The 17,370-nt window shown below is 60.1% G+C and carries 16 protein-coding genes and 1 riboswitch; of the genes, 5 read left to right on the top strand and 11 right to left on the bottom strand.

Annotated elements, in window-relative coordinates; genetic code table 11:
* Positions 1–4: 4 nt before the first annotated feature.
* The 4 genes from pxpA to AX768_RS15030 all read left to right on the top strand — a co-directional run bounded on the left by pxpA (position 5) and on the right by AX768_RS15030 (position 4,799).
* The gene (gene pxpA / locus AX768_RS15015; protein ID WP_062000601.1) at positions 5–757 is read left to right on the top strand and encodes a 5-oxoprolinase subunit PxpA; all 753 of its coding nucleotides are present in this window, start codon (positions 5–7) and stop codon (positions 755–757) included.
* Positions 758–924: 167 nt separating this feature from the next.
* Positions 925–1,644 (top strand): DUF969 domain-containing protein, encoded by a 720-nt coding sequence (locus tag AX768_RS15020; protein WP_062000602.1) that lies wholly within the window; start codon positions 925–927, stop codon positions 1,642–1,644.
* On the top strand, positions 1,641–2,597 hold the full coding sequence (locus AX768_RS15025; RefSeq protein WP_062000603.1) for a DUF979 domain-containing protein: 957 nt from the start codon (positions 1,641–1,643) through the stop codon (positions 2,595–2,597). The genes AX768_RS15020 and AX768_RS15025 overlap by 4 nt, the downstream gene beginning before the upstream one ends.
* 876 nt (positions 2,598–3,473) lie before the next feature.
* On the top strand, positions 3,474–4,799 hold the full coding sequence (locus AX768_RS15030; protein ID WP_062001021.1) for an IS1182 family transposase: 1,326 nt from the start codon (positions 3,474–3,476) through the stop codon (positions 4,797–4,799).
* Between the two features lie 155 nt (positions 4,800–4,954).
* Here AX768_RS15030 and AX768_RS15035 read toward each other — a convergent pair whose 3' ends face one another.
* The 11 genes from AX768_RS15035 to AX768_RS15085 form a co-directional block, all read right to left on the bottom strand.
* Positions 4,955–6,034 carry a TraB/GumN family protein gene (locus AX768_RS15035; protein ID WP_082778845.1) on the bottom strand — a complete coding sequence of 360 codons (1,080 nt, stop codon included), beginning with the start codon at positions 6,032–6,034 and terminating at the stop codon, positions 4,955–4,957.
* On the bottom strand, positions 6,027–7,031 hold the full coding sequence (locus tag AX768_RS15040) for a peptide ABC transporter ATP-binding protein (protein WP_062000604.1): 1,005 nt from the start codon (positions 7,029–7,031) through the stop codon (positions 6,027–6,029). Before AX768_RS15040 ends, AX768_RS15035 begins: the two co-directional genes overlap by 8 nt.
* Entirely contained in the window at positions 7,028–8,023 is a 996-nt protein-coding gene (locus tag AX768_RS15045; RefSeq protein WP_062000605.1) for an ABC transporter ATP-binding protein, read from the bottom strand. Before AX768_RS15045 ends, AX768_RS15040 begins: the two co-directional genes overlap by 4 nt.
* Position 8,024: 1 nt before the next feature.
* Positions 8,025–8,942: an ABC transporter permease subunit gene (locus tag AX768_RS15050; RefSeq protein ID WP_062000606.1), complete on the bottom strand. Its 918-nt coding sequence runs from the start codon at positions 8,940–8,942 to the stop codon at positions 8,025–8,027.
* A 4-nt stretch (positions 8,943–8,946) separates the two neighbouring features.
* Positions 8,947–9,957, bottom strand: a complete 1,011-nt coding sequence (locus AX768_RS15055; RefSeq protein WP_062000607.1) for an ABC transporter permease subunit — start codon at positions 9,955–9,957, stop codon at positions 8,947–8,949.
* Between the two features lie 113 nt (positions 9,958–10,070).
* Positions 10,071–11,705, bottom strand: coding sequence for an ABC transporter substrate-binding protein (locus tag AX768_RS15060; protein ID WP_062000608.1), 1,635 nt, complete (start codon positions 11,703–11,705; stop codon positions 10,071–10,073).
* Positions 11,706–12,125: 420 nt separating this feature from the next.
* Entirely contained in the window at positions 12,126–12,965 is an 840-nt protein-coding gene (gene metF, locus AX768_RS15065; RefSeq protein WP_062000609.1) for a methylenetetrahydrofolate reductase [NAD(P)H], read from the bottom strand.
* A gap of 34 nt (positions 12,966–12,999) precedes the next feature.
* The gene (locus tag AX768_RS15070; protein ID WP_060817653.1) at positions 13,000–13,353 is read right to left on the bottom strand and encodes a phage holin family protein; all 354 of its coding nucleotides are present in this window, start codon (positions 13,351–13,353) and stop codon (positions 13,000–13,002) included.
* Between the two features lie 66 nt (positions 13,354–13,419).
* Positions 13,420–14,841 carry an adenosylhomocysteinase gene (gene ahcY / locus AX768_RS15075; protein ID WP_062000610.1) on the bottom strand — a complete coding sequence of 474 codons (1,422 nt, stop codon included), beginning with the start codon at positions 14,839–14,841 and terminating at the stop codon, positions 13,420–13,422.
* Between the two features lie 33 nt (positions 14,842–14,874).
* Positions 14,875–15,015, bottom strand: a riboswitch (S-adenosyl-L-homocysteine riboswitch).
* 53 nt (positions 15,016–15,068) lie between these two features.
* Positions 15,069–15,791 carry an LrgB family protein gene (locus AX768_RS15080; RefSeq protein ID WP_062000611.1) on the bottom strand — a complete coding sequence of 241 codons (723 nt, stop codon included), beginning with the start codon at positions 15,789–15,791 and terminating at the stop codon, positions 15,069–15,071.
* Positions 15,792–15,801: 10 nt separating this feature from the next.
* The gene (locus AX768_RS15085) at positions 15,802–16,269 is read right to left on the bottom strand and encodes a CidA/LrgA family protein (RefSeq protein ID WP_062000612.1); all 468 of its coding nucleotides are present in this window, start codon (positions 16,267–16,269) and stop codon (positions 15,802–15,804) included.
* Between the two features lie 130 nt (positions 16,270–16,399).
* Here AX768_RS15085 and AX768_RS15090 point away from each other — a divergent pair, with 130 nt between their 5' ends.
* Entirely contained in the window at positions 16,400–17,353 is a 954-nt protein-coding gene (locus AX768_RS15090; protein ID WP_062000613.1) for a LysR family transcriptional regulator, read from the top strand.
* Positions 17,354–17,370 lie beyond the last annotated feature (17 nt).

Raw genomic sequence — 17,370 nt, forward strand, 5'->3', positions numbered from 1 at the left:
GACCATGGATATCGATCTGAATGCCGATCTCGGCGAAGGCTGTGGTTCCGACGAAGCGCTGCTCGATCTGGTGAGCTCGGCGAATGTTGCGTGCGGCTGGCACGCGGGCGGCGCCACGGCCATGCGCGACTGCGTGCGCTGGGCGGTGGCGAAGGGCGTGGCTATCGGCGCGCATCCGAGCTTCAACGATCCCGAGAATTTCGGGCGCAAGGAAATGGATATTCCGGCCTCCGACATCTATGCCGGCGTGTCGTACCAACTCGGCGCCCTGGCCGCGATTGCCAAGGCGGAAGGCGGCAGGATCGCGCACGTGAAGCCGCACGGCGCGCTGTATAACCAGGCCGCGAAGAACCCTGAAATTGCCGAAGCGATCGTTGCGGCCATTCACGATTTCGATCCATCGCTGCTGGTGTTTGGCCTGGCAAACAGCAATCTCGTCGATGCCACCCGCAAGGCGAACATGGCGGCTATCGAAGAGGTGTTTGCGGATCGCGGGTATCGGGCCGATGGATCGCTCGTGCCGCGCAAGGACCCGGGCGCGCTGCTGGACGACGAAGAAGCGGTCCTCGCCCGCACGCTTTCGATGGCAACCGAACGGCGCGTGCAGGCGGTCAGCGGCGAATGGGTGCCGATCAACGCACAAACCGTCTGCCTTCACGGCGACGGCGCGCACGCGCTGGCTTTCGCCAAGCGGATTCGCGGCGCGCTGGAGGCGGCGGGCATCGAGGTCCGGGCGGCGCACGCGGTTGCTGCATGAACTGAAATCAGCGCCTCTTGATTACTTATTCAACGCCTCGGGTCAACACGGGGCGTTTTAGCAAGCGGCCATAGAGCTGCTTTTCGTCGAGCCGATGGAACAGACCACTCAAAGCAAGCGGTCCGTCCAAAGGCGGCAGGTCAATTACCCGAGCTTTGGAGATCTGAATGGGAACCGCAGTCAATCTATGGCCGCTAATTGGAGTGGTCGTCATCATCGTGGGATTCATCCTGCGCTTCAACCCGATGCTGATCGTGGCCGCCGCCGCCATCGTCACGGGGCTGGCGGCGCATTTTCCGATCGATCGAATTCTTACTGCGATCGGCACGGGATTTCTCAAGACGCGCAACATCCCGCTGATCATCTTGCTGCCACTGGCGGTGATTGGCTTGCTCGAACGCCACGGCTTGCGTGAACGCGCGCAGATCTGGATTTCGGGCATCAAGGCCGCGACGGTCGGGCGGCTCCTCATCGTGTACCTGCTGATTCGCGAGCTGACGGCGGCTGTCGGTTTGACTGGCCTCGGCGGCCATCCGCAGATGGTGAGACCGCTCCTCGCGCCCATGGCCGAAGGCGCGGCTGAAGCCCGCTACGGCAAGATCTCCGATGAAACCCGCTACACGCTGCGTGCGTATTCCGCGGCAACCGACAACGTCGGCCTGTTCTTCGGCGAGGACATTTTCGTGGCGTTCGGCGCCATCGTCCTGATGACGACGTTCCTGCGCGAAGCGGGCATCGTGGTCGAGCCGCTGCACGTCGCCGTGTGGGGTATCCCGACCGCGATCTGCGCATTCCTGATCCACGGCTTCCGGCTCTGGCTGCTTGATCGGCGACTCACTCGCGAACTCGGCGCGCTAACCAAGAACGTTCGTGGAGAAACGGCATGACGCTCACCATCAACTATCTGTTCTACTTGCTTGGCGTGGTGCTGGTAATCGTCGCGGGCATGATTTACGTCGATAAAAGCCATCCGCGACGCCTCACCGCTGGAACCTTCTGGCTCGTCTATGCGCTGATTTTCCTGATCGGCGACTGGTTGCCGGCGAATGTCGTCGGCGTTCTGGTCGTGGCAATGGCGCTGATTGCCGGCTTCGGTGGCGTGACGGCCGCAAAGCCCAAAATGCTCTCCGATGAAACCCGCCGCAAGACCGCAATCCGTCTTGGCAACAAGCTGTTCGTGCCGGCGCTGACCATTCCGGTGGTGACCGTGGTGCTGACGCTGGCGGCGAGCCATCTGGTGTTCGGTGGCAAGCCGCTGCTCGATCCGAAGAACGTCACGCTGATTGGTTTTGGCGTGGGTTGTATCGTCGCGCTGGGCGTGGCTTGCGTGATGACGCGCGACACTGTCGGTCAGTCGATGAAGGAAACCCGCCGTCTCGTCGATGCTCTTTCGTGGGCAGCAGTTCTGCCGCAAATGCTGGGCATGCTGGGGCTGGTGTTTTCGGATGCGGGCGTTGGCAAGGCGGTGGCGCACGTGACGACGGCTTACGTGAATCTGGATTATCGGCTGGTCGCGGTGGCGGTTTATTGCGTCGGGATGGCGCTCTTCACGATGGTCATGGGCAATGGTTTCGCGGCGTTTCCGGTGATGACCGGGGGTGTTGGTGTGCCGATTCTGGTGGGCGTTTTCCACGGCAATCCCGCGACGATGGTCGCCATCGGGATGTTCTGCGGTTATTGCGGAACGCTGATGACGCCGATGGCCGCGAACTTCAATATGGTGCCGGCGGCGTTGCTTGAATTGCCGGACAAGAATGCGGTGATCAAGGTGCAGGTGCCGACGGCATTGTCGTTGTTGGTTGTGAATATCTTTTTGTTGAATTGGTTGATGTTTATTTGATTGGTGCGCGAGGGGGGGCGGGCGGGGCGGGGTTGGTGCTGGGTTGCTGCTTTTTAGGCTACCGCGCGGTTTATTTTGGCTGATCTTTTTAGCACTGTTAGCCACTGTGCGTGGCGGCACTTCATTTCTTGGTCCTTCGGCGACAAAGAAACGAAGCAAAGAAAACGCCTCCCCACCGCTAATTCTTAAGTGTCCCGAGCGTGCACGTTTAACTGTTTGGTACTTCAGAAGAACGCTCGACGCCGGAATTTAGAACACTTGAAACCCTCCCCCTCCGTCAACGGCAACCCACACGCTTCGCCACCAGTGTAGGAATCCGTTAATGAGGCTTCCGCGCTGCGCGCGCTGACGCCCAAACGGAGGAGTTCGCTGTACAAGTTCCATTGTGCCCGTGCTTACCTGAGACCGACGCGGCGAAGTCTCGGCAAGTTCAGGATGCTGTAGCGCCGTCACGTGCTCAACCCGTTGTTTACTTGGGCCAGGTTTCCGTATTGACTGCCACAGTTACTGGTGGCGAAGCGTGTGGGTATCTGTTGACGGAGGGGGAGGAGTTCAAGTGTTCCTGATTGCGGCGTCGAGCGTTCTTCTGAAGTACCAAACAGTTGTACGTGCACGCTCGGGACACTTAAGAGTTAGCGGTTGGAAGGCGTTTTCTTTGCTTCGTTTCTTTGTCGCCGAAGGACCAAGAAATGAAGTCCCGCCACGGACAGTGGCTAATAGTGCTAAAAAAGTCAGCTAGAATAGAACGCGCGGTAGCCTAAAAAGCAACAACCCGGCATTAACCCTACCCCCGATCAAGCGCAAACGCCCCGCCCTAGGAGTCTGCGCGGCAGAACGATATGTCATCCAAATGGATGGGGTAAACGTTGTTGAATGATGACGACCAGCTATCTCCCCTACAATCCGCAGCAGCAGATGCTTCTGCCTCAGGCCCTGCAGGAGTGGCTTCCTGAAGGGCATCTTGCCTATTTCATTAGCGATACGGTTGATACGCTGGACCTGAGCGCATTTCACGCTCGGTATGCCGGTGGCGGGTCACGCAATCAGCCGTTTCATCCGTTGATGATGGTCAAGGTGCTGATGTACGGCTATGCGACGGGCGTATTCTCGTCGCGCAAACTGGCCAGGAAACTGCATGAGGACGTCGCGTTTCGTGTTCTGGCGGCGAACAATTTTCCGGCGCACCGAACCCTCTGTGATTTCCGTGCGTTGCATCTGAAGGCATTGTCCGATCTGTTCGTTCAGGTGGTGAAGTTGGCGCAGGAATGTGGACTGGTCAAGCTGGGGACCATCGCCGTCGATGGCACTAAGATCAAGGCCAACGCCTCGCGCCACAAGGCGATGAGCTTTGAGCGCATGCAGAAGGCGCAATTGGAACTGAAGGCGCAAATCGATGCCTTGCTGGCCCAGGCGCAGGCGACCGACGATCGCGAGAAGAACGAGCTGGAGCTGGACATTCCGGCCGAGATCAAGCGGCGCGAAGATCGGCTCGCCGTGATTGCGGCTGCGCGCGCACGGCTGGAAGAACGCCAGCGCGAAGCGGACACTGCACGCGGACGTTCATCCGACGATGACACCCCGCCGGGTGGCGCAGGCAAGCCAAAGAAGAAGTCCCGCTTCAAATACAAATTTGGCGAACCGAAGCCGACGGCGCAGGAGAATTTCACGGATCCGGACAGCCGGATTATGCCGCGTGCCGGCGGTGGCTTCGACTACAGCTACAACGCCCAGGCTGCGGTGGACGACACGGCGCACATCATCGTCGCGGCCGAACTGACCAACAGCGCCGCCGACAGCCGTCAATTGCCGGGCGTGCTCGCGGCGCTCAAGCACAACACCGGAGCCGATCCGCGCCAGGTTCTCGCCGATGCTGGCTATTGCTCGGAGGACGTGTTTGAGGCGCTGCGCGAGCACCCCGCCGAGTTGATCGTCGCTCTTGGAAAGGAAGGAAAGGAGAACGTAGCAATTGATCCGAAGAAACGGCCGCTGTGCGCCGCGATGGCAGAACGATTTAAGTCAATGGCCACGCAGGAGGCTTACCGTCGGCGAAAATGGTTGTCCGAACCGCCCAACGGTTGGGTGAAACAAGTTCTGGGGTTCCGACAATTCAGCATGCGCGGTCTGACCAAGGCCCAGGCCGAATGGAAACTCGTCTGCGCTGCGCTCAACCTGCGAAGAATGGCCAATATGATGGCTGCATAAGCGTGCCAAAGCGGCGATTGCTTCAACGTTCGGATCGAAACGTGATCAAATCGGCCGCATCGCTCGCCGTCCCCGGGTGAAAATCGGCGGCGCTCACACGTATGCATTCGATGTCAGTCGCTCACCATCCCAATTTCTATCTGCCGCGCAGACTCCTAGGCCGGTTCGACCACAAACCCGCGCTTCCTAAGCAACGCCAGCACCCCCCGCTTCCCGCCTAGGTGCAACGCCCCGATAGCCACAAAAATCGGCCTGTTCGGCGCCGCCAACAAAACCGTCCGCGCCACAAACCGATAATTCCGGTCATAAACCACGCGGTTATCGATTTGCGCGGCCAGCACCTTCGACCGTGCGATCTTTTCGGTCTTGGCATCGTCCCAGGCCTTGAGCGCATCGGCATCGCCAATCCGCCATAACCGGTGCAACTCCTTTACATCGGCAATATTCTCAGCCGGCGTCTGCACCAGATCCTGCTCAAGCATCTCCCGCTGCTGCGCCTGCGTCAGCCGCGTGAACGCCGATATCTGCTCGCTGATCGTCTCCAGCCCAACCACCCGTCCGCGCGGCCGCAAATACACATTCTGCAATTGCACCTCGGAACCATATTCAGTCTGAAACCCGGCCTTGATCGTATCGACTGTCTCAACGAGCATCGATGCAAGCCAGGGCCGCGACCGGCTGATATCGTCGAGCATGGCGGGGTTGCTGCGCAAGCGCGCCTCCAGGCGTTTCCACAGCGCATCGGGCAGCGCGCGCTGCAGGCAAGGCACCCGGCACGTGCCGTACTTGCTGACTTCATCCTGCGATACCAGCAGGTCATCGGGGGAAATTTCGAGCGCCAGCGTGGGCGATGCATCCAGCGCACCAAGGATCGGCGCGCGAAACGGCATGCTCGCCGGGTAGTCGTCCGGATAACCCACGTGCAGCGTGCCAAGCAAATAGATGGTGGTCTGGCCGCGCGTGGCGACGTAGAACGGCATATGCGCCGGTTGCGCCCGGACGGGGCCGCTGGCGGTGGTGCCGTCGGTCCGATCGGTGATGTCGGGCGCTGTTGGGCGCGGCGACGGTACGTTCAAACCCGGCAATGATGCAGAAGGCGCCGCCGATGGCGCAGGCGGCGACGCCACGCCGGTCAGCGCAAAGGCCACCGGCACCGAGACGAATGAAGCAGCGACAAAAACCACGGAAACAGCGAAACGGCGCGCAACCTGCCGCGCCGCCGTTGTGTCAGGCATCGATCTCCCCGACCTCCTCGGCGCGGTGACACGAGACGTGCCGCCCATCAACGAAACGCAGCGCCGGTTCTTCCACGCGGCATTTATCGATTGCATACGGGCAGCGCTGATGAAATGTGCAACCTGATGGAGGGTTCAGCGGCGACGGCATTTCGCCTTGCAGCCGGATCTTGATGCGCCGGTCTTCTTCGAACAAGGCAGGTGTCGCCGACATCAGCGCGCGCGTGTACGGATGCCGCGGCCGCGCGTAGATGGTTGCTTTGTCCCCAAGTTCGGCAACACCGCCAAAATACATCACCATGACGTCGTCGGCGATATGTTCCACCACCGACAAGTTGTGCGAGATGAACACATAGCTCGTCCCGAACTGTTGTTGCAGGTCCATGAACAGGTTCAGGATCTGCGCCTGGATCGATACATCCAGCGCGGACACGGGTTCATCGGCGACGAGAATCTGCGGGTCGAGAATCATCGCACGCGCGATCGCCACACGCTGCCGCTGACCGCCCGAGAACATGTGCGGATACCGCGCCGCATGTTCCGGCCGCAAACCGACGGTGCGCATCATGTGCGCAATCCGCTCGGCGCGCTCGTTCGCGGACAACTTCGTGTTGATCGCGAGCGGTTCACCGAGCGTCTGCTCGACCGTCTTGCGCGGATTCAGCGATGCAAACGGATTCTGGAACACCATCTGCACGCGTTGCCGCAAGTCGGCGATCTTCGCGCGGTTCGCATCCGCCACATCTTCGCCATCGATCAACAATCGTCCCGACGTCGGCGCTTCGATCATCGTCAACTGACGCGCCAGCGTCGATTTGCCGCAACCGGATTCGCCCACCACGGCAAGCGTCTTGCCGCGCTGAAGCGAAAACGACACGCCGTTCAGCGCCTTCACCGTGCCTTGCGCGAACATGCTGCGCTTGACGCTGTAGTGCCTGGTGAGTTTATCGGCGACGAGGACCGTATCTTGAGTCGCTACTTGAGGAACTGCGTTCATTGCGCGCCTCCGTGTTCTGCCACGAGTTCAAGGTTCAGCGGCTTGATGCAGCGCGCGCGGACAGCCGGGTCGTTCGGGGCGAGTTGAAAGAGCGCCGGACGGGCCTTGCGGCAATCATCGACGGCGTATTTGCAGCGCGGCGCGAAAAGACATCCGACCGGACGGTCATCGCGGCCCGGCACCATGCCCGGCAACGCGGCAAGACGCTCCGCCCCGCGGCTGTGTTCAGGGATCGCGGCCAGCAACGCTTCCGTGTAGGGATGATGCGGCTCGCTGAAGATCGTCGGCACGTGATTCGTTTCGATAACCTCGCCCGCGTACATTACGGCCACGCGCTGCGCGACTTCCGACACGACCGCGAGATCGTGCGAGATCAGCACGAGCGCCATGCCGCGCTCCTTCTGCAGCTTCACGAGCAACTCCATGATCTGCGCCTGGATGGTGACGTCGAGCGCGGTCGTGGGTTCATCGGCGATCAGGAGCTTCGGGTTGCACGCAACCGCCATCGCGATCATCACGCGCTGGTTCATGCCGCCCGACATCTGGTGCGGGAAGGCATCGATGCGGCTTTTTGCATCCGGAATCCCAACCTGATCGAGCAATTCCAGGGTGCGCTGATGCAGCTTCGATCCCCGCAAACCTTCGTGGAGCCGGAGAACTTCCTTGATCTGATAACCGACCGTATAGCTTGGATTCAGACTGGAGAGCGCGTCCTGGAAAACCATCGCGATGTCCTTGCCGATGATCTTCCTGCGTTGCCGCGCCGAGGCCTTCAACAAGTCGATGCCGTTGAACGTGACCTGATCGGCGGTGACGATTCCGGGGGCGTCGATCAAGCCCATCAGGGCCATCATCGTGACGCTTTTGCCGGAACCGGATTCGCCGACAACCCCGACCACTTCGCCGGGTTTGACGGAGATATCGATCCGATCGACGGCGGGCAGGCCGTTGAAGCTGACCGCCAGATTGCGGATAGTAAGGAGATCGTCCATATCACGCCATCCGCTTGAGTTTGGGGTCGAGCGCGTCGCGCAGACCGTCGCCGAGCAGATTGATGACGAGCACCGAAATCAGGATGGACAGCCCGGGCATGGTCACGATCCACCACGCACTTTCGATGTAATCCCGCGCGGACGCCAACATCGCGCCCCACTCCGCCGCCGGAGGCTGAACGCCGAGGCCAAGAAAGCCGAGCGCGGCGGCATCGAGAATCGCGGAGGAAAACCCCAGCGTGGCCTGCACGATCAGCGGCGCAGCGCAGTTGGGCAACACTTGCGAGAACATCAGCCGCACGGTGCCGGCGCCGGCCACGCGTGACGCCGTCACGTATTCGCGCTGCAACTCACCGAGCGCCGCAGCACGCGTCAATCGAACATAACCCGGCAACGCGACGATCGCGATGGCAAGCATCGTATTGACTAGCCCCGGTCCGATGATCGCGACCACCGCAACTGCCAGCAACAACGAAGGCAGCGCGAGCAGCACGTCCATGATGCGCATGATGGGGGTATCGGCCCATTTCTGGAAAAACGCCGCGATCAACCCGAGCACGACGCCCGGAATCAGCGCGAGCACGACCGAGACAAAGCCGATCCAGAACGACAACCGAGCGCCGTACATCAGGCGCGAGAGGATGTCGCGGCCGGCTTCGTCGGTGCCGAGGACAAAACGCCAGTTGCCGCCATCGAGCCACGCGGGTGGGATCTTGACGTTGTCGCGATACTGCTCGATAGGACTGTGCGGCGCGATCAACGGCGCGAAGATCGCGACGAAGATCAGGATCAGCACGATCGCGCCAGCCACGACCGCGCCACGGTTGCGCGAGAAGTTGGCCCAGAATTCGCGGCCCGCCAGAAAGCGGCCGCCGGGGATCGGCGCCAGTGCGCCAGGATTGTTTTGGATATCGGCCATCGGCTTACCTCGTATGGCGAATGCGCGGATTCAGCACGCCGTACAACAAGTCGACGATTAGATTCACGAGAATGACGAGCGTCGCGATCATCAGGATACCGCCCTGCACGACAGGATAATCGCGGCGGCTGATGGCATCGATCAGCCACTTTCCAACCCCCGGCCACGAGAACAGAGTCTCGGTCAGCACGGCGCCCGCGAGCAGCGTGCCGACTTGCAGGCCGATCACGGTGACCACGGGAATCAGCGCGTTGCGCAGCGCATGCACGATCACCACGCGTCCGGGTGCAAGCCCCTTGGCGCGCGCCGTGCGAATGTAGTCCTCGCGCAAGACCTCGAGCATCGATGAACGCGTCATCCGCGCGATCACCGCCAGCGGAATGGTGCCCAGCACAATGGTCGGCAGGATCAGGTGGCTGACGGCGGACTTGAACGCGCCTTCGTCGTCGGAGAAAAGTGCGTCCCACAGCATGAAGCCCGTGCGGTGCGGAATGTCGTACTCCACCGCGATACGCCCGGAAACCGGCGTCCAGCCGAGCTTCGCCGAGAAGAACATGATGAGGATCAAGCCCCACCAGAAAATCGGCATGGAATAACCGGTGAGCGCGGTGCCCATCACGCCGTGATCGACAATCGTGCCGCGTTTCAACGCAGCCGCGACGCCGGCAGGCAAACCCACGACGAGCGCGAAGATCATCGCGCAGAAAGCGAGTTCCAGGGTCGCGGGAAAGCGGCCGAGGAATTCACCCATCACGCTGGTATTGGTGATGATCGACATGCCGAGGTCGCCTTTCAGCGCATGTCCGACATAGTGGAAATATTGAACAGGAAGCGGCAGGTCCAGCCCGAGCCGCTTCATGGCTTCGGCGTGCATTGCCGGGTCCACGCCGCGCTCGCCCATCATGACTTCAATGGGATCGCCCGGGATCAGGTGGATGAGTGCGAAGGCAAGGATCGTGATGCCGATGAACGTCGGGATCACCATGCCTATGCGTCGCAAAACGAATCGGAACATGGTTCGTCTCTTTGGGGAGGAAAAATGCGACCGGCGACGCGGGCTTGTGACCCTTGTCGCCGGACCTTTTCGACTAGTTATGTTTTTCGTGCAAGAAGCGTACCGCGCGAAGCTTACTGCATGCCCACGCCGTCAAAGCGCAAGTAACCCAGCGGCTCGATCTTCATGCCCGTGACCTTCTTGCTCGTCGGTTGATAAACGGTCGAGTGAGCGATCGGCGAGAACGGCAGTTGATCAGCGAAAATCTGCTGCGCCTGCATGTAAGCCTGCGTGCGCTGCGCCTGATCGGACGTATTGCGGCCCTTGATCACCAGGTCGTTGAACGGCTTGTAGCACCAGTGCGAGAAGTTGCTGCCGTTGACAGCGTCGCAACCGAGCAGCGTGCCGAGCCAGTTGTCCGGATCGCCATTGTCGCCCGTCCAGCCGATCAGCATGGCGCCGTGTTCGCCCGCGTGAGCGCGCTTGATGTACTCGCCCCACTCGTACGACACGATGTTCGCCTTCACGCCGATCTTCGCCCAGTCAGCCTGGATCATCTCGGCCATCAAGCGCGCGTTCGGGTTGTACGGACGCTGGACCGGCATGGCCCACAACGTGATCTCGAAGCCATTCGGGAAACCGGCCTTCGAGAGCAGCGCCTTGGCTTTGGCGGTGTCGTAGGACGCGATCTTCAGGTTCTTGTCATAGGACCACTGGGTCGGCGGCATTGGGGCGATCGCGGCTTGTCCTGCGCCCTGATACACCGATTCGATGATCGCTTTCTTGTTGATCGCCATGTCCAGCGCGCGGCGGACATCGACGTTGTCGACGTTCTTCTTGGTCACGTTGTAGGCCACGTAACCTTCGTTGAAACCGGCCGAGGAAGGCGTGTCGAGATTGGTATCGGCTTTCAGCGGCGCGATGTCAGCCGGACGCGGATAGCTCATGACCTGGCATTCGTTGCTTTTCAGCTTTTGCACGCGAACGGCGGCGTCCGGCGTGATCGAGAATATCAGCTTCGAGATTTTGACCGCGCCTGCTTTCCAGTAATCAGGATTGCCGTCGAAACGGATGGTCGCGTCTTTCGTATAGCTGCGGAAAATAAACGGGCCTGTGCCGACCGGCTGCTGATTGATATCCGATGCCTTGCCCGCTTTCAGCAATTGTTGGCCATATTCATCCGATTGAATCGATGCATATTCCATCGCCATATTCTGGATGAACGGAGCATTCACTTCTTTCAGCGTGAACTTGACCGTGTACGGATCGACCTTTTCGATCTTCGTGATCAGCTTGTCGAGTCCCATGTCCGTGAAATACGGGAACGATGCCGGATACGCCTTGCGGAACGGCTGGTTCGGGTCGAGCATGCGGTTGAACGTGAAAAGCACGTCGTCCGCGTTGAATTCGCGCGTCGGCTTGAAGAACGACGTGGTCTGAAACTTCACGCCGTGGCGCAGGTGGAATGTGTAGGTCAGGCCATCAGCCGACACATCCCATTTTTCCGCGAGGCCCGGCTCCACTTTCGTGCTGCCACGCTCGAATTCCACGAGGCGGTTGAACACCGTGAACGTGTTAGCAGTGAAATCGGTGCCCGTGGTGTATTGGGCGGGATCGAAACCGGCCGGGCTGCCTTCCGAGCAGTACACGAGCGTTTTGTTGGGAATGGGTGCCGCATGAGCGACGCTCGCAGTCACGAGCGATGCCGCGATGGCGGCGCTGACGGCCATCGACAGATGGGCAGCTCGCAACAGGCCAATTTTCTTCATGTTTCCTCCAGGTCTTGTGCCGGCTAAAACCGGCGTAGCGCGATATTACTGAGCTTTGCCGGGGGAACAAGGCGACGAAATTCCGTATGGGAATTTGCTTCAGCACGAGTTTCCGGCGTATCGGGTAAATGACTGAAAAGGCCGCGTTTTGCTTGTTTACCCCAAGGTATTCGAGGATTTCTGACGATTTGGCGCGTTTTTATTGGAATGCGCAATATCGCCGAAATATGGCGCCGCGGCGAATTCGGGCGCTACCGTAGCACGAAGAACCGGCCAAGTTAAGTTAACAATTTTGGTGGCAGTGACGGTGAAAGCGAAAGTGCATCAAGTTTCGTTATGCACAATGTTTCGATGTGATTGGATGCAAGCGAACAATCTGGAGAACCGCGCGACGAACGTCGCGCGGGTAACACTTGATTCCTACCGTCCCTGCAGCTTCAACCGCTCGCAAATCGTCTTGCTCGCAGCCGCGCCGTTCAGCGTATAAAAATGCAGCCCGGGCGCGCCTTCCTTCACCAGCCGTTCGCACAAACCCGTCACCACATCCAGTCCGAAAGCGCGGATGGATTCTTTATCGTCGCCGAAGCTTTCCAGGCGGCGTGCAATCCACTTCGGCACTTCCGCGCCGCACATCTCCGAGAAACGCATCAACTGCGAGAAATTCGTAATCGGCATGATGCCCGGCACGATAGGAACATCCACGCCCAGCTTGCGGGCGTCATCGACGAAACGGAAATACGCGTCCGCGTTGAAGAAGTACTGCGTGATCGCCGAATTCGCGCCCGCTTGCACCTTGCGCACGAAGTTATCCAGATCGGATTTCGGCGAGCGCGCCTGCGGATGGTATTCCGGATAAGCGGCGACTTCGATGTTGAACCAGTCGCCATGCTCGGCGCGAATGAAGCTCACGAGTTCCGACGCATATCGCAACTCGCCGACTTCGCCCATGCCCGAGGGCAAGTCGCCGCGCAACGCGACAATGTGCCGGATGCCATGTTCGCGATACCCGCCAAGAATCCCGCGCAGACTATCCTTCGATGACCCGATGCACGACAAATGCGGCGCCGCCTCGAGTCCCTGCTTCATCATTTCGAGGACGGTATCGAGCGTGCCTTGCTGCGTGGAACCACCCGCGCCGAACGTCACGGAGACGAACTTCGGATTGAGCGTCTTGAGCTGCGCGCCGGTGGCGCGCAATTTCTCGATTCCTTCCAGCGTCTTCGGCGGGAAGAACTCGAATGAGAGTTCGATCGGTTTCATGATGAAATTTAAACGGGCGCGCGAAACTGACGCGTTACCCGAAACTGCGCTGACCAAGAATCAGCGCGGACAGCAGCCAGGACACGATGCTGTACAAAATCGAGCCGAAGAATGCCGACCAGAAACCCGATACCTCGAAGCCCTTCAACAAGGAAGCGCACAGCCAGAAGCACAGCGCATTCACGACCAGGATAAAAAGCCCGAGCGTGAGAATGGTCACTGGCAACGTAAGCAGCACCAGGATCGGACGCAGGAATGTATTGATCAGTCCAAGCACGATCGCCACGATCAGCGCGGTGCCGAAACTGCGGATGTGAATCGACGGCACGAGGTAAGTGATGATCAACAACGCAAGCGCGTTGATCAGCCAGGTCAGCAACACGGACATCGATGGTCTCCTGGAACTTGAGGTCAGACGCGCATGAGTGAGTTGAACCCATGCGCGGACTAACGATTAATAGCGATAGTGATTCGGCTTGAACGGGCCCATCTTGTCCACGCTGATGTAGTTCGCCTGATAGTCGGACAGCACGGTCAGTTCAGCACCGATACGCCCCAGATGCAGACGCGCGACCTTTTCATCAAGGTGCTTCGGCAAGACATAGACCTTGTTTTCGTACTTGTCGCCGTGAACGAACAATTCGATCTGCGCGATCGTCTGGTTCGTGAACGATGCCGACATCACGAACGACGGGTGGCCCGTTGCACAACCCAGGTTCACGAGACGCCCTTCGGCCAGCAGGATCACGCGCTTGCCATCGGGGAAAATGATGTGATCGACTTGCGGCTTGATGTTTTCCCACGCGTACTGGCGCGTGGAAGCAACGTCGATTTCCGAGTCGAAGTGACCGATATTGCAGACGATCGCGTTGTTGCGCATCGCCTTCATGTGGTCGTGGCCGATCACGTGGAAGTTGCCCGTCGCCGTCACGAAAATGTCGGCTTTGTCGGCCGCGTATTCCATGGTGACCACGCGATACCCTTCCATTGCCGCCTGCAACGCGCAGATCGGATCGATTTCCGTGACCCACACCGTCGCGCCCAGACCGCGCAGCGATTGCGCGCAGCCCTTGCCCACATCGCCGTAACCTGCGACGACCGCGATCTTGCCCGCGATCATCACGTCGGTTGCGCGCTTGATGCCGTCGACCAGCGATTCGCGGCAGCCGTACAGGTTGTCGAACTTCGACTTCGTGACCGAATCGTTCACGTTGATGGCCGGGAACGGCAGGCGCCCTTCCTTTTCCATCTGATACAGACGATGCACGCCCGTGGTCGTTTCTTCCGTCACGCCCTGAATGTGCCCGAGGCGTTTGGAATACCACGTCGGATCCACGTCGAGATGGGCCGCAATCGACTTGTACAGCGCGACTTCTTCTTCGTTTTCCGGCTTGGCGATAACCGAACGGTCCTTCTCGGCCTTCGAGCCGAGGATCAGCAGCAACGTGGCGTCGCCGCCGTCGTCGAGGATCATGTTGGCGAATTCGCCGTTCGGCCATTCGAAGATGCGGTGGGAGAATTCCCAGTATTCGTCGAGCGATTCGCCCTTGAATGCGAACACCGGCACGCCGCCCTGGGCAATCGCGGCCGCAGCATGATCCTGCGTCGAGAAGATGTTGCACGATGCCCAGCGCACGTCCGCGCCAAGAGCCGTCAACGTTTCAATGAGCACGCCCGTCTGGATGGTCATGTGCAGCGACCCGGCAATGCGTGCGCCCTTCAGCGGCTGTTGGGTCTTGTACTCCTCACGCGTTTGCATGAGGCCGGGCATTTCCGTTTCAGCGATGTTCAGTTCCTTGCGGCCCCAGGCAGCAAGAGACATGTCGGCGACGAGGAAATCCTGGTTGGTTTTTGAATCGAGAACTGCGGCGTTCATCACGCCCTCCTTTCTAAATGGAAACATAGAAATTTGACGTGAGCGCCGTTCGATGCGGTGGTTCAACAAGCGCTTGAATAACTGACCGCGCTGGTCGCTCCATCCGATTGAATGCTTCGAGCCTGGCAGTTTTCCGGGGTGCTGATGGAAACCGTCGCAACGCTCCTCGAAGCGAGTTCGGATTGTAGCAAATCGGGATAGGACGCGGTTGTCGCGATTCGAGGGAATTAAAAGGGCAAGAAAGTCAGCAAGGGCGCGAGCAAAACCATGACAACGCCGGAAATCATCATGGTCAGACTGGCCACGACGCCCTCTTCGTTGCCGAGTTCGCGCGCTTTCGCCGTGCCCACGCCGTGCGCTGCGGCGCCGAACAGCGCGCCGCGGGCAAGCCGGGCGCGCAGCGGCACGAGCGCCAGCACGATTTCACCGAAAAGCATGCCCACCACGCCGGTGGCAATCACGAACAAGGCGGTGAGGTCTTTCGGCGCGTGGAGCTTGTCGGAAACGGCAAGCGCGAAAGGGGTGGAAACCGAACGCGTAGACAGGCTGCGCTGCAATTCCGGCGATAAATGCAGCAGCTTCGCCAGCGCCAGCGACCCGCCGACGCCCACCAGAATGCCGACCGTCACACCCACCGATAACGACAACCAATGCTTTTTCAGCAGATGCCTGTACTCGAAGATCGGGACGGCAAAGGCCACGGTGGCCGGGCCGAGCAGCCACATCAACCAGCGGGTATCGGCGAAATAAACGGAGTACGGAATGCGCGCAGCCATGACGATCACCACAAGCACGGCGGGGACGGTCAGCATGGGCGTGAGCAAGGGCCGGCGGAATCGGGCGTACAGGCGCTTCAAGCCGAAGTACAACGCCACGGTCAGCACGAAGCAACCCGCCGCAATGAGGCCGGCGGTGTCATCGGACAAAAGGGAATCGTAGAAGTGTGGCATCGGGCTCGGCTCAGCCGCGCGCGGCCTGGCGGGCGCTCGAGATGCGGCGCAGTTGCAGGCGGCGTTCGAGCTTCGACGCCTGTTCGACTGCAAATGCCACCGCGATCATGACCATGAGCGTGCCGAACACCACGACCAGCGCGAGGCGCCAGCCGTCTTCGCGAAACAGGCCGCCGTACTGGACGGCAGCCACCGCGGCGGGAATGAAAAACAGCAGCATGTCCGTCAACAGCCAATCCGCGCCGGCCTTCACCCAGCGCGGCGCAATCCCGCCGCAAAACAACAGCGCGAGCAACGCGAGCAAACCGATAACACCACCCGGAACCGGCAAATGGAAGGTGCGCGCGGCGAGATCGGCGACCAGCCAGATGCCTGCCAGCGCGGCGCTCTGCAACGCAATCCGCATGAACCGGCCAAGCGGCGCCCGAGTGCGGGTGACGAATTTTGAAAACGGCAAAATGGCGGCGAGAACGATCATGACGGGCCTTGCGGCAGTGACGTAGCAAAGATAAGGGTTAACCTGTAGTCGAATATAGCGTGCGTCTAAATATAATTAAAATGACTTAAACTTATCGACCGCATTCCAACTTGGAATCTAAGAGGCGCGTATGGAGTTGCGATCGTTGCGGTATTTCGTTGAGGTCGTGAAGCAGAAAAGCTTCACCGCGGCTGCGGAAAAGATGTTTGTCACGCAGCCGACCATCAGCAAGATGGTGAAGTCGCTCGAGGACGAAATCGGCTCCCCGTTGCTATTGCGCGAAAGCCGCCAGATGGTCCTCACCGACGCCGGCCAGATCGTCTATCAGCGCGGACTCGAAGTCCTCGCGGCGCACGCGCAACTCGAAGCCGAACTCAACGATCTCGGCAAACTCGGGCGCGGCACGCTGACCATCGGAATCCCGCCTATGGGCGGATCGCTGTTCACGCCGGCCATCGCGGCGTTTAAAAAGCGTTATCCGAAGGTGGAATTAAAGCTGTTCGAGCGCGGGTCGAAGGCCATCGAGGCTGCTTTGATCGATGGTGAACTGGAACTCGGCGGTGTGCTGGAACCCGTGGATCTCGCCACGTTCGATGTGCTGCCCGTCAGCCGGCAATTGCTGTGGCTCGTCGCGCAGAAGGGTTCGCGCTGGGACACGATGACTGACGTGCCGCTCGCCGATCTGGCATCGGAATCGTTCGTTTTTTACGGCGAAAGTCTCGCGTTGTCCGATCTGGTGTTGAATGCCTGCCGCGAAGTGGGGTTCACGCCGTCCATCGTCAGCCGCAGCGGACATTGGGATTTCATGGCCGCGCTGGTGCAGGCCGGCGTTGGTATTGCGTTGCTGCCGGCGCCGTATTGCCGCCGCCTGGATGTCAACGCGTTCACCTGTCGTCCCGTGGTCGATCCGGAAATCCACTGGGACATGGCGGTTGGCTGGCGGCGCAACGGTTATCTGTCGAACGCGGCGCGCGCGTGGCTGGAAGTCGCCCGCCAGGCATTGCCGGCGAATCTGGGCGATGACTTCCTGCAGGGCGCGGCGGCACGATTCCCGGCGCGCGTGCGCGACGCTTCATCGAGATAACGTTCAAGCCAAGGCAC

Origin of the sequence: Burkholderia sp. PAMC 28687 (assembly GCF_001577465.1) — a bacterium.
Classification (GTDB): Bacteria; Pseudomonadota; Gammaproteobacteria; order Burkholderiales; family Burkholderiaceae; genus Caballeronia.